This window comes from Pseudomonas sp., assembly GCF_030150285.1.
Classification (GTDB): domain Bacteria; phylum Pseudomonadota; class Gammaproteobacteria; order Pseudomonadales; family Pseudomonadaceae; genus Aquipseudomonas.
In genome coordinates this window covers 1-18,114 of the sequence record NZ_JASLGE010000092.1, presented here as the reverse complement: position 1 = coordinate 18,114, position 18,114 = coordinate 1, and the positions used below count along the sequence as shown (strand labels likewise).

18 protein-coding genes and 1 pseudogene are annotated in these 18,114 nt (G+C 58.1%); 15 read left to right on the top strand and 4 right to left on the bottom strand.

The window, feature by feature from the left end; translation table 11 throughout:
* Positions 1 to 42 precede the first annotated feature (42 nt).
* Both Q1W15_RS21535 and Q1W15_RS21530 read right to left on the bottom strand, forming a co-directional pair.
* Positions 43 to 1,230: an EAL domain-containing protein gene (locus tag Q1W15_RS21535; protein WP_300732151.1), complete on the bottom strand. Its 1,188-nt coding sequence runs from the start codon at positions 1,228 to 1,230 to the stop codon at positions 43 to 45.
* Complete coding sequence (locus Q1W15_RS21530; protein WP_300732148.1) at positions 1,217 to 4,039, bottom strand: ATP-binding protein; 2,823 nt, start codon at positions 4,037 to 4,039, stop codon at positions 1,217 to 1,219. The genes Q1W15_RS21535 and Q1W15_RS21530 overlap by 14 nt, the downstream gene beginning before the upstream one ends.
* 266 nt (positions 4,040 to 4,305) lie before the next feature.
* On the opposite strand from Q1W15_RS21530, the gene Q1W15_RS21525 reads away from it, so the two are divergent.
* From Q1W15_RS21525 to Q1W15_RS21490, 8 genes are all read left to right on the top strand, one after another.
* On the top strand, positions 4,306 to 4,842 hold the full coding sequence (locus Q1W15_RS21525; protein ID WP_300732146.1) for a CS1 type fimbrial major subunit: 537 nt from the start codon (positions 4,306 to 4,308) through the stop codon (positions 4,840 to 4,842).
* 277 nt (positions 4,843 to 5,119) lie between these two features.
* Positions 5,120 to 7,165 (top strand): TcfC E-set like domain-containing protein, encoded by a 2,046-nt coding sequence (locus Q1W15_RS21520; RefSeq protein WP_300732143.1) that lies wholly within the window; start codon positions 5,120 to 5,122, stop codon positions 7,163 to 7,165.
* Positions 7,166 to 7,190: 25 nt separating this feature from the next.
* Positions 7,191 to 7,868, top strand: a complete 678-nt coding sequence (locus Q1W15_RS21515) for a hypothetical protein (protein WP_300732140.1) — start codon at positions 7,191 to 7,193, stop codon at positions 7,866 to 7,868.
* Positions 7,868 to 8,923 carry a hypothetical protein gene (locus Q1W15_RS21510; protein WP_300732137.1) on the top strand — a complete coding sequence of 352 codons (1,056 nt, stop codon included), beginning with the start codon at positions 7,868 to 7,870 and terminating at the stop codon, positions 8,921 to 8,923. The genes Q1W15_RS21515 and Q1W15_RS21510 overlap by 1 nt, the downstream gene beginning before the upstream one ends.
* 32 nt (positions 8,924 to 8,955) lie before the next feature.
* Positions 8,956 to 9,444, top strand: a complete 489-nt coding sequence (locus Q1W15_RS21505; RefSeq protein ID WP_300732135.1) for a hypothetical protein — start codon at positions 8,956 to 8,958, stop codon at positions 9,442 to 9,444.
* Between the two features lie 3 nt (positions 9,445 to 9,447).
* A complete protein-coding gene (locus Q1W15_RS21500) occupies positions 9,448 to 9,993 on the top strand; it encodes a hypothetical protein (protein WP_300732132.1) in 546 nt (181 codons plus the stop codon).
* Positions 9,994 to 10,001: 8 nt separating this feature from the next.
* Positions 10,002 to 10,658 carry a hypothetical protein gene (locus Q1W15_RS21495; protein WP_300732128.1) on the top strand — a complete coding sequence of 219 codons (657 nt, stop codon included), beginning with the start codon at positions 10,002 to 10,004 and terminating at the stop codon, positions 10,656 to 10,658.
* 64 nt (positions 10,659 to 10,722) lie between these two features.
* The gene (locus tag Q1W15_RS21490; RefSeq protein WP_300732126.1) at positions 10,723 to 11,796 is read left to right on the top strand and encodes an FAD-binding oxidoreductase; all 1,074 of its coding nucleotides are present in this window, start codon (positions 10,723 to 10,725) and stop codon (positions 11,794 to 11,796) included.
* Between the two features lie 16 nt (positions 11,797 to 11,812).
* On the opposite strand, the gene Q1W15_RS21485 is transcribed toward Q1W15_RS21490, so the two are convergent.
* Complete coding sequence (locus Q1W15_RS21485; RefSeq protein ID WP_300732124.1) at positions 11,813 to 12,730, bottom strand: LysR family transcriptional regulator; 918 nt, start codon at positions 12,728 to 12,730, stop codon at positions 11,813 to 11,815.
* Between the two features lie 66 nt (positions 12,731 to 12,796).
* Here Q1W15_RS21485 and Q1W15_RS21480 point away from each other — a divergent pair, with 66 nt between their 5' ends.
* Together Q1W15_RS21480 and Q1W15_RS21475 are read left to right on the top strand one after the other, a co-directional pair.
* Positions 12,797 to 13,414 carry a LysE family transporter gene (locus Q1W15_RS21480; protein ID WP_300732122.1) on the top strand — a complete coding sequence of 206 codons (618 nt, stop codon included), beginning with the start codon at positions 12,797 to 12,799 and terminating at the stop codon, positions 13,412 to 13,414.
* A gap of 37 nt (positions 13,415 to 13,451) precedes the next feature.
* A complete protein-coding gene (locus Q1W15_RS21475; RefSeq protein WP_300732118.1) occupies positions 13,452 to 14,267 on the top strand; it encodes an isocitrate lyase/phosphoenolpyruvate mutase family protein in 816 nt (271 codons plus the stop codon).
* Here the strand turns inward: Q1W15_RS21475 and Q1W15_RS24580 are convergent.
* Positions 14,162 to 14,527 carry a DUF2867 domain-containing protein gene (locus tag Q1W15_RS24580; protein ID WP_367280648.1) on the bottom strand — a complete coding sequence of 122 codons (366 nt, stop codon included), beginning with the start codon at positions 14,525 to 14,527 and terminating at the stop codon, positions 14,162 to 14,164. The genes Q1W15_RS21475 and Q1W15_RS24580 overlap by 106 nt on opposite strands.
* Positions 14,528 to 14,549: 22 nt before the next feature.
* Here Q1W15_RS24580 and Q1W15_RS21465 point away from each other — a divergent pair.
* The 5 genes and pseudogenes from Q1W15_RS21465 to Q1W15_RS21445 form a co-directional block, all read left to right on the top strand.
* Positions 14,550 to 14,684: pseudogene (locus Q1W15_RS21465) on the top strand (GNAT family N-acetyltransferase); the annotation flags it as partial.
* Between the two features lie 81 nt (positions 14,685 to 14,765).
* Positions 14,766 to 15,590 (top strand): hypothetical protein, encoded by an 825-nt coding sequence (locus tag Q1W15_RS21460; protein ID WP_300732116.1) that lies wholly within the window; start codon positions 14,766 to 14,768, stop codon positions 15,588 to 15,590.
* Positions 15,587 to 16,207, top strand: a complete 621-nt coding sequence (locus Q1W15_RS21455) for a hypothetical protein (RefSeq protein WP_300732113.1) — start codon at positions 15,587 to 15,589, stop codon at positions 16,205 to 16,207. Before Q1W15_RS21460 ends, Q1W15_RS21455 begins: the two co-directional genes overlap by 4 nt.
* 288 nt (positions 16,208 to 16,495) lie before the next feature.
* A complete protein-coding gene (locus tag Q1W15_RS21450) occupies positions 16,496 to 17,596 on the top strand; it encodes a hypothetical protein (RefSeq protein ID WP_300732110.1) in 1,101 nt (366 codons plus the stop codon).
* A 329-nt stretch (positions 17,597 to 17,925) separates the two neighbouring features.
* A partial coding sequence (locus Q1W15_RS21445) for a hypothetical protein (RefSeq protein WP_300732107.1) occupies positions 17,926 to 18,114 on the top strand: 189 nt, incomplete at its 3' end.

The window sequence follows — 18,114 nt, the reverse complement described above, 5'->3', positions numbered from 1 at the left end:
GTCTCTGGAGAGTTGAGAGGCTGTACCAATGGGCTCCCACCGTTAATAGGCGTTAGCCGGACCATCATGGGTCAGCAGGTGTTGGAACGCCGTGGCGCTGACCGCCGCTGATATTAAAAAGCCTTGTACCTGAGTGCAATTGATTCGGCGCAACAGCGCCAGTTCTTGTGCGGTTTCTACCCCTTCAGCCACGACGGTCAAGCCCAGTTGCCGGCCAAGGCCCACGATGCTGATCAGGGCCTGCGCCAGTTCCTCATTGTCGTTACAACCCTGAACCAGTTCCCGGTCGATCTTCAGCTCGGTAAATGGCGTTGACACCAGGTTGATGTAAGAGCTGTAACCCTTGCCGAAATCATCCTGGGACAGCCCGAAACCTTTGATCCGCAACCGGCATGCACCTGCGTAATAGTTGCTGATGTGTTGCGGTTTGGAACACTCCATCAGTTCAAAACAGAGGGCGGCCGGAACCCCCTGATGGCTGAGAACGAACGCGTAGATCCGGTCGGGCAGGTCGTCGCTGTTGAGCAGGTGCGTGGGCAAGTTGATGGAGACGGGAATGTCATAGCCTTGCTTGCGCCATTGGGCCTGGGCCGTGATTGCTTGCTCCAGCATGAGCCATAACAACGGTTCTTGCAGATTAAAGGTGTTGATGGCGGGTAAAAACACCCCGGGCAGCAGTACCCCATGCTCAGGGTGTACCCAGCGTGCCAGGGCTTCGGCGGCAACGATGCGCCCGTAGACCAGGTTTTTCTTGGGTTGAAACCAGGCCTGTAGCGCGCGGCTGTCCAGGGCTTCCAGCACAGTGTCGCGATTGATCCCGGGCACGGTCGGCGACGGTGTGGCCCTTTGCAAGGCCATGAACTGGTCGATCAGTTGGCGCAGGTCGGCGGCTCGCACCGGTTTGGAAATCAACCCGATGACATTGATCTGCAGATTGCGTGCAACCAGGCTTGCGGCCATTAACATGCGCCTTGAGGCCGCACTCATGATCGCCAGCGCCGGCCGCGTGTTCAAGGTGGCCAGGCCCTTGATAAATTGCACGCCATCCATGCTGGGCATGAGCAGGTCGGTCAATACCACATCGAAATGGCGCTTTCGCAGGCAGGCCAGGGCTTGTGCTCCGTCCTGCGCACATTCCACGTAGAAATCCCCCAGTTCGCTGAACAGGTTCTGCACATACCGTTGCTGGAAGAGGTGATCTTCGACAATCAAAACGCTACACGGCTTCATGAGTGGGCCTTTCGTAGGGCGCAAGGTAGGTAAATAACGCCCGCAAGGTAAAAGGCTTGATCAGGCAATGGTTCATCCCCGCCGCCAGGCACAGTTCTTCGCCACCGAGCATGGCGTTGGCCGTTGCCCCGATAATGGGAGCCTCACACCCCTGGCTGCGTAATGTACGTGTCAGCTCGTAACCATTGAGCCCCGGCATGTTGACGTCAGTCAGCAGCAGGTCGAATTGACCGTCGCGCCACAGCGACAGCGCCTCTTCACCATCGCAGGCCAGCACGACGGTGCAGCCGAGTTCTTCCAGTTGGTCACGCAAAATCAACTGATTGATGACGTTATCCTCCGCCACCAGGATATGCAGGTGCAGCGTGCGAAATTCTCGCCAGGCAGGCTGGCCAAAGGTGTGGATCCTGGGCAGTCCCTGTGCCTGACAGACTGCCTGGTGGAGGGCCGGCAGGTGATTGAGGCTGACCTTCCAGCCGCCCTGCATGATCTGCGGTTCCAGGCTGCCGTCACCGGTGGCCAGCACCAACGGACCGTTCCACTCCGGCGCGAGCCTTTGTTCGAAGGGGCCGGGGTGCACCTCCAGGAGTACGCTGTGCGCCGTGTCGCCCTGGCCGGGCGGGTGGCCGATTTGCGCGCGGGCTCCCCAATTGCGAAGCCAGCCGCACATCGAGTGGGCCAGCTCACGCACTGGTGAGACCACATGGATAATTTCAGGCAGCAGCCCGGTCAAGGGGCTTGCCGTGGCGCTGACCGAGGGTTCCTCCAGAGGCAGTGTGAGGGAAAAGCTGCTGCCCAGCCCCATCTCGCTGACCACGCGGATTGTGCCGTTCATCAAATGAGTCAGGCGTTGACAAATGGGCAGGCCAAGGCCGGTGCCCGCAACGCTGTTGATGGTGCTCTGCGTTTGGTAGAAGGGCTCAAATATCAGGCCCTGTGCGTTTTGCGCGATACCCTTGCCGGTGTCCGAGACCTGCCAGAGCAGGCTGGCTCGCTCGCCTTCGCGGCTTTGCAGGCTGATGCGCAACACCACTCGGCCCGCATCGGTGAATTTCACGGCGTTGCTCAGCAGATTGTTGAGGATCTGGCGGATCCGCACAACGTCACCGATGACGCGGGCAGGCAGTGCGGGGTCATAGCAGGCGTACAGTTGCAAGCCCTTGCTGTGCGCGGCGGCGGCATAGCCCTGGACCACTTCCTGGGCCAGCCCCAGCACCGAGAACTCGCTGAGATCGAGCGCCAGTTGCCCGGCCTCGATTTTCGACACATCCAGCACATCGCAAATCAGTTGCAACAGGGTGGCCGAGGAGCCTTCGATGGCGCGCAAGTAGTCTTTTTGCTGGGGGTTGAGCCGAGTACGCCCCAGCAACTCCAGTGTGCCCAGTACGCCATGCAGGGGCGTGCGGATTTCGTGGCTCATGGTGGCCAGAAACAGCGTCTTGGCCTCGTTGGCCGCATCGGCCGTTTGCCGCGCCTGCTCCAGCGTGTCTTCAATCTGGGTGCGTGCGCTGATATCGCTGAAAGCGCACAGCAGCACGTCTTCACCTTTATAGCGCGTGGGCGCAAAGCTTACGTACAGATGCCGGCCCTCGGCAGTTTCAAGGTAATCGGTGAGCGCCGGGTTGAGACTTTCGAAGGCCCGTTGAACCCAGCCCTGGCTGAGGGTTTGCCGTTGATCGCTGTGCCCCAGCCAGTATTCGCAGAGCGTGTTTTCCAGCACGACCCGACCGTCGGTGCGGCGCAGCACACACAGCGCAACAGGTGCCGTCTGAATCACGTCGCGGCTGAACAGTTCGCTCTCGACCAGCGCCTGGATGCGGTTGATGGTGGGGGTGATAAAACGCAGCTCCAGGCGGCGGGTCAACAGGCTTACCAAGCTGATACTGAGCAGGCAGAACACCAGGGCACCGATTAACTGAGGCCATAGGGCCAGCATGATCGAGCGCAAGTCAATGGAGTAAATTAGCTGCCAGTCCGACGATTTGAGTTGTTTTCCAATGACAACGTGGTCGGGCCACCAGCCCGAGCCGATCAGGCCGAAATAGTTCTGTTCGGGCACCGACAACAGGGTTTCGCTCAGCGGGGCGGCCGGGCCGTTGGAAAACAGCAACATGCCTTTGGAATTGACCATCGTGAATTCGCCAGCGCTTTGATCACTCAAGGCTCTGGAGACTTCACCCGCATCCATTTCCAGCCCCAGCCAGCCGGACTGCGGGTCGCGGTCATCCAGGCAGGTAAACAGATACAGCCGTGAGTGCTGGCCGTTTTCTTCTGTCAGCCACAGTTCATCGCTGGCGGCGGCACCGGCCTGTTTCAAGGCTTGCAACTGGTGCGCAATGGTCCGGGGAAATGCACTCATGACGGGGGTGGCGTTATACAGCCGGGTCACCTCGGCATGGTCCCCGGTACTGACGTACACCAGGTTGACCTGTTTGGCCTTCAAATAGTCGCGCAAGCGTTGAGTCAGCCAGATATTCCACTGCGTCTGAGAGGACGGCCCCAGCCGCAGATGGGTTTCTTCATCTGAACTGGACGCCACAATCACATTGTCCCGGCGAGCAGCCGACAGGCTGATACTTTCCAGTAATGCTTTGCGGGTCGTGAAAAACGTATGGGCTTCGGCAATGGCGGTGCTCATGTAACCGCGCCGCTGGGAGATTTCATTGTCGAAGGTAAACAGCAGGAAGTTGTAGACCGCCCCCAGAATACCCAGCAGTAAAATCGCCGCACACACACGTAATAAACGACGGGCCGCATGGGGGGTGGAAAGTATGGGGTTAATCTGGTGCAGATACGTCTTAAGTCTCATGGCGATAGTGTAAAGGGCAAGCAAAAGAGCCGACTATAAGACGATTCTTAAAAGACCAATCTGTTTTAACGCCCCTGCAGGGGGGCATGATTGAGTCCCCCGTATGAAGGCAGATTAAGAATCGTCTCATTGTTGCAGGGTGACTTTGTTGCGATGATTTTGGCAGGCACTTTAACGGCCTGTTTAATAATCGAATTGCCAACAATACCGTGTGTAACAGGTGAAAGGTGTTGGCAGGTTGTTCTCTCTTGATACTGGATATAAAAATGAACTTTAAAGTTGCTTTGATTGCCGTGGGTCTTAGTGCTGTATTGGCGGGCCTGGCACAGGCCGCCCCGGTAGATGCTCAATCGGTTTCGAAAAAAATCACCCTGACGGCGCAAATTAACGATGCCATGTTTGTGTCCAAGCCAGACGGTTCTACCTGGTACGCGACCGAAGCGCTGGAGCTCGATGATTACACGCAAAAGTCGTTCTCTAAATCGTTGCCTATCCGTGTCTGGACCAAAAACAGTGAGTTCAACATTTCGTTGGCTCAGCCGCTGACCTTGTCCAACGGTTCTTATGAAATGGCCTCAACCGGCGTCAAAATCACCCACGGCAGTGGCGACAGTGCCGTTGTGTTCGGCGCACCGGTGAAAGTGACTCAGACGGCAACCGGTAATGGCGGTTTTGACGAAATTCATAACTTGAACATTACCGCAACCGCGCCTGTTAAATCGGCCTCTGGCCCAAGCACCAACGGCAGCTACAGCGGTGACCTGGTCATGCTGTTTGAGCCTGTGGCTGCTTCAGGCATCTAAATCCGCTTTTAGCGACAGAGCCCCTTGCGGGGCTCTTCTTTGCCATTAATGGATAAACAGGATGTGCCCGCATAAGATTCCTTTCCAGATGCAGATACTGGCGGCTTGTCTTATTGCAGTTGTTTCATCCCGAACGCTCGCTGACGTTAAAATTTCCTATGGAATACCTGCGGGTTTTAGTGCGGTTGAAATGGATAATACTGCGCGCTATGTATCAACTTATAACAGCCAAATAATACCCGGTTTTATTCGTTATTCCCCGGCGCATCATGCGCTGATGCTTGACGCCCCGCCATTTGATGGCGACGGTCTTTCACCTCAAGACCGCAAGGCGATCGAGACCGTGTTGTTGGCCATTGACCACGCACACTGCAAGGAGGGTTGTGACCTGCAGGTAGCCGATCATTATGTAACGCTGGACAAGGCCCGCCGTACATTAAGTATTCGTAATACCCGAGAAGACTATCTCGTCCCTGATACCACATGGGGCTTGATCAATAATCAGTCCCTGGATATTCGAGGTTCTTCCGACAGTTATCGTGCCATGAACCTGAGTGGTAACACTTGGTTCGGATTACCTGGGCGCAGTTTTGGCCATATGAACTGGTATGCCAACCGTACTCGCAGCCTGGGGCAAAGCAGCCGCGATCAAGGGATTTCGTCCTTTTATCTGCAAAAGAACTTTGCCGATACCTACGTGCGAGCCGGCAAGCAAAACAGTATCGACTACGGGTCAGGCTCGGTCAGTACGGTGTTGTCACCTGGTTTTGACCACTTTATGACGGTCGGTAGCCAGGGGTATCTGCGTGCCCGTCGCGATGCAGGGTCGTTGGTGCTGTTTTCCACGGCCGAAGGTAACTATGAGTTTTATCGAAACGGTCGGCTGATTCTCAAGCGTCCCGCCATTCTGGGGCGAAATGAAATCAGTTTTATGGACTTGCCTGGGGGGTATTACCCCATTGAAGTTCGCCTGGTGGACCGCAACGGGAGTGTGGTGAACCAGGAAACCCGCGACATCAACAACCTGAACTTTACCGGCGAGGCGGCCAACAGTTGGCGCATGACGGTCGGTGAGGACATGGAACAGGGCGGGCAACTGGTTGAGGCTGCCTTGAGCCGCAACTTGAGCCAGCTCTATTTGAACGCCGCCGCAGTGTCCAGTGACCGCTCGGCGTGGGCCTCGGAGGTCAACGTTTCCCGGCCTACCACGGCCGGTACCGTGAGCATTACGCCGACGCTGGGTGTACTCAGTGGTGAGGACGGCACAGGTGGCTATGTGAACCTGAACCTGAATGACCCGGTGTTGGGCAGCCTTATGCTCAGCCGCTATGAAAATACCCGTGTCTCGCGCTTTTATTACGGGGCCCCCAGCACGAGCCTTTCGTACAGCAAGAACATCGCGGGGGTCACGCTGGCTTACAACTATCAGCACTTCAGTCGCAGTGAGCGCCAGCAGGCCGAAGTGCGCTGGAACTATCGGCCAAACGGATTGTGGTCGTCGATTTCCGCAGGCGTGCAAAAGGGTGGCTTTATGCCTGGCGAGGGTGATTACACCTTTTACGTTAACGTTTCCTGGACGCTGGATGCGTCGCAAGCAAGCGTGCGCGCCGCCCAGTACGGCGGTAAAACGCAATTGACCGGCGACTATCGCCAGGACTTCGAAGACAGCTATGGCTCGTCGTCGGCTGGTGTCACCGTCAACCGCAGTGACGGCAAAAACAGCGTCAATGCTTATGGCAGCCGCTCGGGTACCCGAGGCGATGCCTCGCTTAACGTTGGCCACAGTGATTACGCCAATAACGTCGACTTTAACTATCGCGGCATGGTGGCGGCGAGCGCCGACGGCATCGCCTTGGGTCGCTACAGCAATGATGGCAGCGCCATGCTGCTGCAAACCCCCGAGCTTGCGGGAAGCCTGTATGGCTTTCGTGTCGAGGGTCAGCCCGTGGCGGGCGGCGGGACGTATGCGGTTCCTCTGAATCAGTATGGCGATGTGCCGTTTGCCCGTGTGATGAGTGACAGCGAGAACATGGACATGAACATTGAAGTGCCCGCGAACATTGTGCGGGCTCACCCGGGGCAGGTGTACAGCGCCAAGGCCAAAGTGGACATCAACATGGTCTACAGCGGCATTTTGCAGGACGCCAACGGCCAGCCCGTGGCAGGCCAGATTATCGAGACCGGCGATGACGCTTACCCGAACGGCCTGTTTTCGATCACCAGCAAGGCGGTGCTTAAGCACCTGACGGTGGAGCGGGCGGGGCGTCGATACACCTGCGACCTGACGCGGCCCCTCAAGCCCAGCCATTACTTGTGTCAATAACCGAATACCCGATGAGAACCCTGTCATGAACCTGCGTACTACGATGTGGCTGAGCGCAATCGCGCTCGGCTCAAGCCTGGCCCAGGCGGAGGGCGAGTTGATGGTCATGCCGGCCACCCTTAAGGTTTTCAACAACCACGAGTACGTGGTGAATGTGAAGAACATCGGTGATGCGCCGCTGTACCTGGCGATTAACCTGCAGAAAGTGACGAACCCGGGCATCGAACCCGAGATCAAACTGGCGCTTAATCAACTCGACCGCCCGGGCATGCTTGCCAGCCCGGACAAACTCACGCTAGGCGCGGGCCAGAGTCGTGCCATCAACCTCAAGTCACTGGCTGAACCGGCCACTGAAGCGCTGTACCGCCTGTACATCCTGCCCGTGCGGGCCATGCAGGTAGACGATGCCCCCGAGAGCAAAATCACCGCGCCGATGTCGGTGTCTGTCGGTTACGGCGTACTGATCCGGCACATGCCGCCGCCCGCAAAGCAGACCTCGGGCTTGACGCATCGCTGTGAGGCCGGGGGGATAACGCTGGAGAACACCGGCAGTGTTCGCGTGGTGCTCTCGGACGTTGCTGTGCAGGGAACTTCGCAGAAAAGAACCCAGCTGGCCCTGTTCCCTGGCACCCCCCAGCACTTTGCCGGTAAGCGTCTGCAGTTCATGCGCGATGAACAGCCACAGACGCTGGAGTGTTTGTAATGAAGGCTCACCCCATGTTGCCCGCAACCGGGCCCGCGGTCATGAGCCGGCACAGGCTGCGCGGGAGCCTGCGCACACTTCATTGCGGGCTGTTCTTCATCGGCATGGGGTTTGCCGTCAATGCGGCCGGTTTTGTTCTGGATTACAGCGACCTCAGTACCGGCTACAGCAACTGCAGTTATCGGGATAACGGCAACGGCACCAGCAGCCTGCAACTGAGTATCGACTTCAAGCAAAGCGCAGGGCATTCCGGCAAGTACCCCTGGCAATCGCGGGGCATTCTGCTCTACGCCTATGACCGGTATGGCCGGCTCTCGAGCAGTACTCGCGTGAGCAATGATGTAAAGCTCGATGGCACGCGCTTTCAAGCCGTTTACTTCGGGGCGGGTTACACGATGTATCACGGCACGACGCTTGAAAATACCAGTTGGAGGCAAACGGCCCCGTTCACTGCCACCGTCACCTTCAGCATTTATAACATCTCCATTGAGGATTGGCCGGCCCTGGCCGTGCGAGCCGGTAACTTCACCGCGGGCGATGACGTGGGGGAAGTCGCCGGAGTGGCCTATCTGTCCCCGGCCACCAAGAACGGTAAGTGCCAGATCGTGATCAACCCGGAATTGCCGCCGCCCCCTATGGACACGGTTTTGACCCTGACCGCACCGGACTGGAACCTGGGCGAGTTGTCCAGGGGCGAAGAAACGGTGAAAACCTTTACCTCGACCCAGGAGCAACTGTGCTTCAACTACGCCTGGGCGAATCATGTTGCCTACCAAAAGTTCATCATTAATGCGACGAACACAAATGGCCTGTCCACAAGTGGCAGTTACAGGCTCAGAAGCCTGGAGGACAGTACGCACACCGTGCCGTACACCGTATCGCTCGCCAACAACACGGACACGGTTGTATTACCCAACCCTCAGAATCGGGTGTTCTCCCTCAGTACAACGGGGCGTACCTGCTTTGTTCCCACCTTCACCGCCTTTGCGGATAAAAAAGCCAAAGATGGGGCTTACAGCGATGTGCTGACCTTTACGGTGGTGGCCAAGCCTTAGGTGCGTACAGCGCCTGAAGGGAGATTAAACGGATGAACCATGGCTTGATGATTATCGTGGCAGGGCTGCTGGCGTGGCCGCTGCAGAGCATGGCCAGCGGCGTGCTGAAACTGTCGAGTGTGGAGTTGCGATTTGCACCGGATGAGCCTCAAGGCGAGCTGTATGCCCACAATATCGGCGACACGCCTTTGTATCTGGACGTGGAGCAAACCCTTGTGCTCAACCCCGGTGCGATCAGCGAGCGCTCAATGGCGATCAGCGAAGTGGCTCGCCCGACCTTGCTGATAACCCCCTCCAGGTTGGTGCTGGCACCGGGGCAAAAATACCGGATGAACCTGAAAGTATTGTCCATGCCGACCCGCAACCAGGTCTGGCGCGTGACCTTTCGGCCCAGGCAGCGTGTGATTGTTCAAGGCCGCGGGGCAGAGGGGCAGTCGGCACCGCTGTCGGTCAGCGTGGGTTACGGCGTGGTCATTTACCAGCGGGCCGCCCACAGGCCCGCTCGTTTTCAACAGGAGTAGTTCATGAACAAAACTGCACGGGTGGCCCTGCTGTGGGGCTTGGCCGCACTGCCGTCCCTGGCGATGGCAGACATTATTCTCCATGGCAAACTTCAGAGCTATGTCAGTGCTTTTGTGAGGCCCAGCCATAAACTGCTGGTGACCGATGACAAGGGCGGATGGTTCGATCAAGGTCTGGCAATGACCCAGTTGGGTGGCTGGAACACCCCCTACGACGTGCGGGCCCGCCTACGGGTTGTCTCAAGCTCCGGGGTGTTCCGAGTGCGCCTGGATGAGCCCTTGAGCATTCGCAATAACGACACTGCAGCGCAAGTGTTCCAGCAACCGAAAGTGGACCTTGCGGCAGAAGGCAGCGCGCCCAAAACCCTTTCCGTGGGGCAGGGGACAGCGTTTGAAAACCCTCCTGGACCCGCTCCCGACCAAGACACGACGGGTTACTACAACCTGACGGTGTCGGCGTACCCACCGGAGGGCAATTTCAAGGAAACGGCGGGTACCTACAGCGGCGTGTTGTCGCTGACCTTTGAACCTGTGATCACCGACCCTTGAGGGCTGCCATGAAATACCTTTTTCCGCGTTTTTTTAGCGCCCTGAGTTGCCTTGCGCTGGCCCTGCCTGCGTTCGCGCTGATTGATGTTCAGCCCCAGGTGGCGCGTGTCGGGAGCACGCCCATCACGGTTGACGTCACCAACAACGGCGAGCGCGACGAGTACGTGTCGATTGCGCTCTCGCGCCTGCTCAACCCTGGGGTTGAACTGGCCGATGAGCGCCTTGAGCCCATCACGCTGGTCAGTCAGCCCCGGTTATTTGCTTACCCGTTCAAACTGATGCTGGGCCCCGGCCAAAGCAAAACCATCATCGTCAAACCCCTTGAGCGCGTGGAGCAGGAGCAGGTTTATCGGCTCGACGTCACACCGGTCCTGAACCCGCTGGCCCCGCAGCAACCGACCGTTGTCGGTAAGGTGGCGGTGAACCTCGCCTTCAGCGCGTTGGTGCGTCACCTGCCGTCTCAACAAACGGCACACGTTCAGGTCACCTGTGAGGTTGGCGGTGCCCGGTTTATCGCCACCGGCAACACCCGCTCCCAGGTCAAAGGCGTTAGCGTCAATGGCCAGCCCAGTGAACCGTTCAATGTGTACCCGGGCGTGCCGATCGTTATCAAAGGTGCGAGCATCCTCATTCCAGAGCATCCAGGCTGCTCAGGCACCCGGTGATAGACGCATACGAAATGTGGGCTATCTGTCGTACCCTTGTCCGTTCGACAGAAGGGAGCGTGATATGGGGCAGGGTCTGGGCAAGCGGGTGATGGTTGTTGGGGCGGGCATTGTAGGGGCGTCGCTGGCGTATCAACTGGCCGATAAAGGCGCGACGGTGACGTTGGTTGAGGCGGGTGATATCGCCTCGGGGGTCACGAGCACGTCGTTCGCCTGGCTCAACACCTCGCACCGTGGGCCTGACGCCATCGCGGCCTTGCGCGGTGCGGCCCTGCAGGCGTACCGCCAACTCGAAACGCAATTGCCCGGCCTGAATATTCGCTGGGCAGGGGCTTTGTCGTATGGCACGACGCCGCACGAAGCCCCGCACGCTGCGGCAGACATGGCCGCGGGGAACCGGGTTTCCCGGTCGCAGATTCTTGACCTTGAACCGAACCTCAACCATCCGCCTCGCCAGGCGGTGTATGTGGCCGAAGAAGGGGCGCTGGACGCTGTCGCCGTGACGCATGCCTTAGTGGCCGGTGCCGTGGCGAAGGGCGCGCAGGTACTCACGCAGACCCGGGTGCTGGGCTTTACCACCCGGGACGCCCAGGTGATCGGCATCGAGACCGCCACGGGCATGATCCCGGCCGATGTGGTCGTGCTGGCTGCCGGAACCGGCATCACCTCGCTGACCGCGTTGCTGGGTGTGAGTTTGCCCATCGAGGCTTCGCCCGCCATTTTCATTCGCTACACGGCAACACCGGACCTGGTGCGTACGCTGATCTCCAGCCCCGACATGGAAGTGCGGCACGGTGCGCCCGGAACGTTGCTGGCGGCTGAAGATTACGTGGACGACGCCCCGGAAAACCAGCCTGCGGCCATCGCCCTGAGAACCGCCAGTGCCATTCGCCGTGAACTCCGTGGGGTGGCAACGCTTGAGCCGGACATGGCGTGCGTCGGCCTGCGGCCCATCCCCGCCGACAGGCTCCCCATCATTGGTTACCTGCCGCGCGTCACCGGTGTCTACGTGTGCGCCATGCACCCTGGGGTGACATTGGCCGCCATTGTCGGCCGCCTGGCCAGTGCTGAGATCCTTGACGATCAGGCTTGCAGCGCGCTTGAACCGTGCCGCTCGGCTCGTTTTTTTTCGGGGTGACCGGGGGCCGCACGCTTCAGTTCACGGCCTGCAGCCAGTGCAATAAATCCATTTCCAGGCTGCCAGGCTTGGGGGCCGTGGGCGCGATCAGGCAGTAGCGGGAGCCGTCCTCAACAAACCCCAAGGGCGCGGCCAGCACCCCGCTCTGGATATCATCGCGAACCAGGTGCCACGGCCCGATCGCCACACCGAGGCCTGCGACAGCCGCCTGGATGCTGAAGTAGAAGTGCTCGAACGCTTGCGCCTGCCCGGTCGGGGTGGGCAGCCCTTTGGCGTGCGCCCATTCCTGCCAGGCCGTTGGCCGGCTGGTGGTGTGCAACTGCGGGGCGCAGGCGCGCAGCCCTGTGCGCTGTTCGTCAAACCATTGTTCAACCTTGTCGGGCCGGCACACCGGGCCGACTTTTTCGTTGAACAGCGGTTCGGCGTGGTAATGCGCCGGGCGCGGGAAGTCGTCCCGCCGAATGGCCAGGTCGATCCCCTGGTCGAATGAAAACGGGCCGCCACCGGCCACTAAGTGAATGTCCAGCCCTTGATGGTGGGCTTTGAAGTCGCCCCAGCGCGGGATCAACCAGCGCATCAGCAGTGTGGGCTCACATGACAGTACACGCTGACGCGCGCGCCGGGCGTCAGCGCGTAACGCACGAATGGCCTGGCTCATCCCCCCAAACCCTTCACTGACGGCTTTTGCCAGGTGCTTGCCGGGCTCGGTCAGGTACACCCTGCGGCTGCGTCGCTCAAACAGCTCAACACCCAGGTCCTCTTCCAGCAAGCGCACGGCGCGGCTAATGGCGCCCGGTGTGAGGTGCAGTTCGGCTGCCGCACGGGCGAAGCTCTCCAGCCGTGCCGCAGATTCGAAGCACCGCAAGGCAAGTAAAGAGGGTAGGCGAGTGTCATAAAAAGGTGATTCAGAATCACCCTTGTCGTTAGCATTCATCGTTAGTCCTCGCGCCTTGAATGATTGATTATCGTGCCATCCAATCGACACTTGAAAAGGCGCAGCATGAACGAATGGCTAGTCGTAATCACCATTACACTCCTGGCGTGCATCAGTCCAGGGCCGGATTTCGCCATGGTGTCCCGTAACGGCTTACTGCTGTCGCGTCGGGCAGGCGTGTTGACCGCTGTGGGCATCGGCCTGGGCGTGTTGGTTCATGTGGGCTACACCCTGTTGGGGTTAGGGCTGGTACTGCAACAAACGCCCTGGCTATTCGGCGCGTTGAAGCTGGCCGGGGCGGCGTACCTGGTTTACCTGGGCATCAACATGCTGCGCGCCAGGGCGATCGTGCAACAGCCGGGGGTTTCACCGCCGGCCCTGTCGGACTGGGCAGCACTGCGCACGGGGTTTCTGACCAACGCGTTGAACCCTAAAACCTCGATCTTTATCGTCAGCCTGTTTATGGGGGTGGTGCAGCCCGATACGGCACCGAGCGTGCAACGGGCATACGGGCTGTTTATCGCGGGTGCGCATGTTGTGTGGTTCAGCGTTGTCGCCCTGTTTTTCTCAACCGCCAAAGTGCGGGATAAACTAATGGCCGCGCGGCACTGGATTGACCGGGTATTTGGCGGTTTACTCGTAGGCTTCGGCGTGCTGTTGGTGGCCGATATGCATTCGGGCTGAGTTGAAATGGCCTTGGTTTTATTGAGGAGGAAGCGTGATGAGTACCAGCCAACGATTCAACGCGTTACATGCCGCCGAGCCGCTTTTTGTCATGCCCAACGCGTGGTGTGAGGGCAGCGCCCGGTTGATTGAAAGTTTGGGCTATAGCAGCGTGGGCACCACCAGTGCCGGCATTGGTTACGCCCAGGGGTATCGTGATTCATCGCCGCACATGGCCAACGAACAGCGGTTTACGGCGATCGAGCGTATCGTCCAGGCCGTGCAGGTGCCGGTCAGCGCAGACCTGGAAAATGGTTTGGCCGACAACCTGGCAGGCATTGAGGCCACCTTCAGGCGTGCCGTGAACATCGGCTGTGCCGGTGGCTCAATCGAAGATATCTGCAGTTATGCAGACCCTTCCGGCCCGCTGTTCTTTGCCCGGGAAGAGGCCTGTGAACGAGTGCGCGCCGCATGCGAAGCGGCACACAGCCTGGACCGTGATTTTATCGTCACCGCCAGAACCGATTACCTGCTGGGCGCGCATGAGTACTCGCTCAGCGAAGTGATTGCGCGCCTGACGGCCTTTGAAGCGGCCGGGGCGGATTGCCTGTTCGCCCCGGGCCTGAAGTCGATAGCGGATGTTCGAGCGGTGCAAGACGCCCTGACCAAACCCCTCAATGTGCTGCCGGTGGCCGGCATGACCCTGGAGCAGCTCAGGGTGGCAAAGGTGCGACGGATCAGCCTGGGCAGCGCGCTGTTTCGAACGGCCTATGCGCAGATCTCTGGCGTATTGAGGGGCCTTGAGCAACCTGACGGTTTCGACTTTACCCAACGCGCGTTGGGTTTTAAGGCACTGGACGAGGTGATGCGCTGAAGGGGCCAGGCCTTGGTCATGAGGCCGGGAGAAGGCCGGCGCAAATCCAGATATTCGCCCACCGCTACCGTTTTGCGCGCGGTGCCAGAGAACCCGCCGATGCGCTTTACGCCGAATAACGACGAAATCGCGTCCCTTATTCGGAACGCCAGCGGCATGATTAGCCCCTGTTTGGCCATTATGATGTTCCAGTCCGCCAGCGGGGTGATGTGCACCGGGAGCGATACCGAGCGGCGGTCGTAGTAATCAAGTTCGGGCACGGCGCGTAGAGTGGGGGGCACTTCGCTGTCTTCGGTGCCGGCCTATGAACGCTACGGCTTTGTCCTGGCAGGTGACGTGAGCGAGTTCGCCGGCCTGGTCTATCAACCGATGGAAAAGCGCTTGTGTGGATACCCGGCAGAGGGCGTAGGGTCGTGACCTGGGTGGTTGAGGGGCCAAGTCTCACACTGTTCGCCCGAGGCGCTAACGCTGCGCGTTTAACCAATAATAGGAGATTGCATGCTTGCTGCCGTATTGAATGGAAAGCGCCGAGGAAGTGGCGTAGCCGGTAAGCCGCTCATTCTGGGGAGTGCGCAGGGTGCTGAGGATTTACTCACCGCCACGGTGTTTGAACGCATTGCTTACCTTCCAGAGTCGGTGTGCGCCACATTTTTTGACTACCTGTTGGGGGTGCAAGAGCCTGTCGGAAGCCTGAGTTCGATAGAGTTTTGGCCATCATGGACGCTTGGCGAAAAGCGTATTGAGCCTGATGTGGTGTTGTATGGAAGTGAGCGCACTGTGCTGGTTGAAGCCAAACGTTATGACGACAGCCAGCAGCAGTACGCCGCGCAGTTAGCCAATGAACTCAAGGCCGGCTGGGAGTGTGAATATATTGGGGATAATGTTCTGCTGCTCACCGTCGGTGGCCTGGTGGACTATTCGCAAGAAACAGCTGTACGGCTCAGGGGCGAAATTGATCAGAAACTGGATCGTACCAGCCTGGATTACGAGCTGGTGTGCCGAAGTTGGTACAACCTCTATCAAGCATTAGAGGCCACTGTGGGTGAGGTCAGTAAAGACAGCGCGCCCGGGTTAAAACGGTTGTTGGACGATATCGCCTCAACGTTTGAATGGCATGGCCTTCGCACCCAGGCCAGTTGCTGGCTAGGCCAACTCAAGCCCGTCTCCATTCGGCCAGAACCATTCCCCGTGTATGATTTTAATGCAGCAGTCAGTACGCCTTTTTCAGAACTTCGCGCGATCCACAAGCCGCTCTCTCAGTTGCGTGCGCCGGGTATCGCGCATGCCACTTTTCAAAAAAAACAATGGAGTTTTATATCTTGAGTACCCCCCTGGGCGCTATTGATGAGGCACTGTTGGATGTGCGAAAAGCCTATCGCCTGTTAGGCGATTATCAGCAGCGGATGTTGGAGCTGTTGGGATTTATTCAAAAGGAACTGGGCGCAGATTACTATTACCAATTCTTCCGAAATAAGCTGCCACGTCGCCTGGAAGCGCTTGAGGCCAGTCATAGCGCAGGCCAACGATTTTTGCCGTTCAACGATCTATCAGTGCTGTGGCTTCGTGATAATGGTCAGGAAGACTCTTTTCATCACCACCACACCGGTGATCTGTTAATTGATGTCTGGGTGCGAAGCGATACCGGGAATGGTGAGGACAATGAACCCGAGCACTCGGTAGAACACAGTCGCAGTGAGTTGCGCATTTTTTTCTTTCTGTGTGATACCCCTCGAGAAGGGCAACATAATTGGTACAGCCACGTATGGGCCAAGACCCATTACCCGCCCTTGGGGGAGGTTGCCTTGTGTGATGATAACCCTGGCTACCGCGCCTATGGTGAGGCCCTGTGTTTATCAACCCTGACAGATGCAACCGCTGTGCGTGAGGCGATAACGGCCTTGCGCCAACGTGCTTCCCTCAAGTTCGGGCAGACTATTTGAAGTTAACGGCGTCGCATTATCGAACGTGAAGATTTCTATCGCGGGCGCATGGGTAGGGCACGCTTGGACTGTCCATCGCCTGGCACGTGGGGAGGCCTGAAGAGGAGCAACTCAAAAACCTGCCTGGATGAGCAGGGCAGCCCGTTGTGGACTATTATTTTTTCGATGCCGTGATGCATTTTCAGCAGGCGATTTTGCAGCGATGCGCTGGGCGTCATACTGTTTTAAATGCGGGGTTATTTAACCCTGCATCACCTCACCAAACCAATTGCGGTTGGGGATTGCTCGATGAAAACAATAAAGCCAGTACTGTTAGTGGGCATTGTTTTTGTAAGTGGCTGCCAGCATACCTATGAATCGTTTGTCAGAGACGAATTACAGATCCCCAACGTGTTTATACCCTCCAGTAATGAGGGCCATCCCTACAGTTTGTTTATGGCCAAGAAAGGCAGTAATTTTGAGCAGGTGTGCTCGGCAACAAAGCTGACGGGGCTGAGTGAGGACAGGATCAAGGCGGCTAGAGTCGTCAGCGATACGGCAGATACGACATTCATTAGAGAGTCTGTGGCGAGCTTTGATGTTGAATTGGAAAACAACGATCTTGGTGGCCTGGATGCAAGGTATGCGACGAAGTACGGGGTCAGGCTTGATCTTTCCAATGGCAAGGTCTATTCATTGCCGGATATCAGTATTTCTGAAGTGCTGCAGAGTATTCATTCAACGACCTGCGCCGCCGATGTTGAGGTGCTCAGGGAGGGTGAAAAGGATGTCAAACTCTATATCCCGATGCACATGTATTCTTATGATGTGGCTTACAATATTTATAGCGGTGGCCACGCAGGCGCGTCGATTAAGTTGCCCCCGGAAGTGGAGAAAATAATCTTGGCCAAGTTGGGGGTTAATTACACAGGCGCAACCGATAAAACAATGTCCAGCAAAGGGCTGTATGTCGGGTTTCGAGGCAAGGCAATCACTGAAAATAACTTGAATAGCGCACTCGTGGCTGCGGCTTCAGCCGCCAAAGCGGCTGCGGCCGCTAAAGCGGCTGAAGTAACCGCTGCGACCACCGCGCTCACGGCTGCCAATAGTGCAAAAGACGCTGCACATATTGCTGACAGTGTTGCGCCTCGTGGTCGGGCTGCACCCAGCAAGGCCGCTATTGTTGCTGCCAATAACGCCGCGGCGACGGCCGTTGTTGCAGAGCTGAGTGCTGAAACCGCAGCCGCGGCGGCGGCCTCCAATGCCACAGCGACTGCCGCCGTGGCGGCTGCAGACCTGGCTATTTCTACGATTGCTGAGTCCGTTGTTACCAATGAGCCGGCGGGCAGCCTGCCCAATGGCGTTGTACTCGATGTGACGTCACTAGTCGAAGCTACGGGGATTCAATGATGTCGAGCCGTCGCCATCGGCGGCGGCTCAAAGCCTTTTCACGGTTGTCGATGAAGAAGGCTTCGACCGTGCAGCCCAGAAACGGCACCGGTAATCCCCCCATCTCTTAGAGATCAGGCCACTAAGGCCCCTTTCTGTTCCGCGTGACGCTTGCGAGCCTTTTAACGTGATTCAACCGGCTTTTGATAAAACCCCTCAAGTCTTTCCAAACAATAGGAAAGCCCCTACATCCTTTTACCCCCTTGGCATGAAACTTTAAGCGTCCTGTAGGGAGCATGTATCTGCACGCTCCACCGGCCCGCTGAAGTGTTTACGCCAGGATGTAGCCGATGCCCACGCCCACCCCTTTTTTCGACCACAGCCGCCATAAACTCGATGTGCGCAATGTCGATGTGCCGCTGGAGGTGCTGGCCTTTCAGGGCGAGGAGTGCCTGAGTCAGCCGTTCAGTTACGTGATCGAATTCACCAGCACGGAACTCGATATTGCCGCCGAGCTACTGCTCGGGCGCGATGCTCGC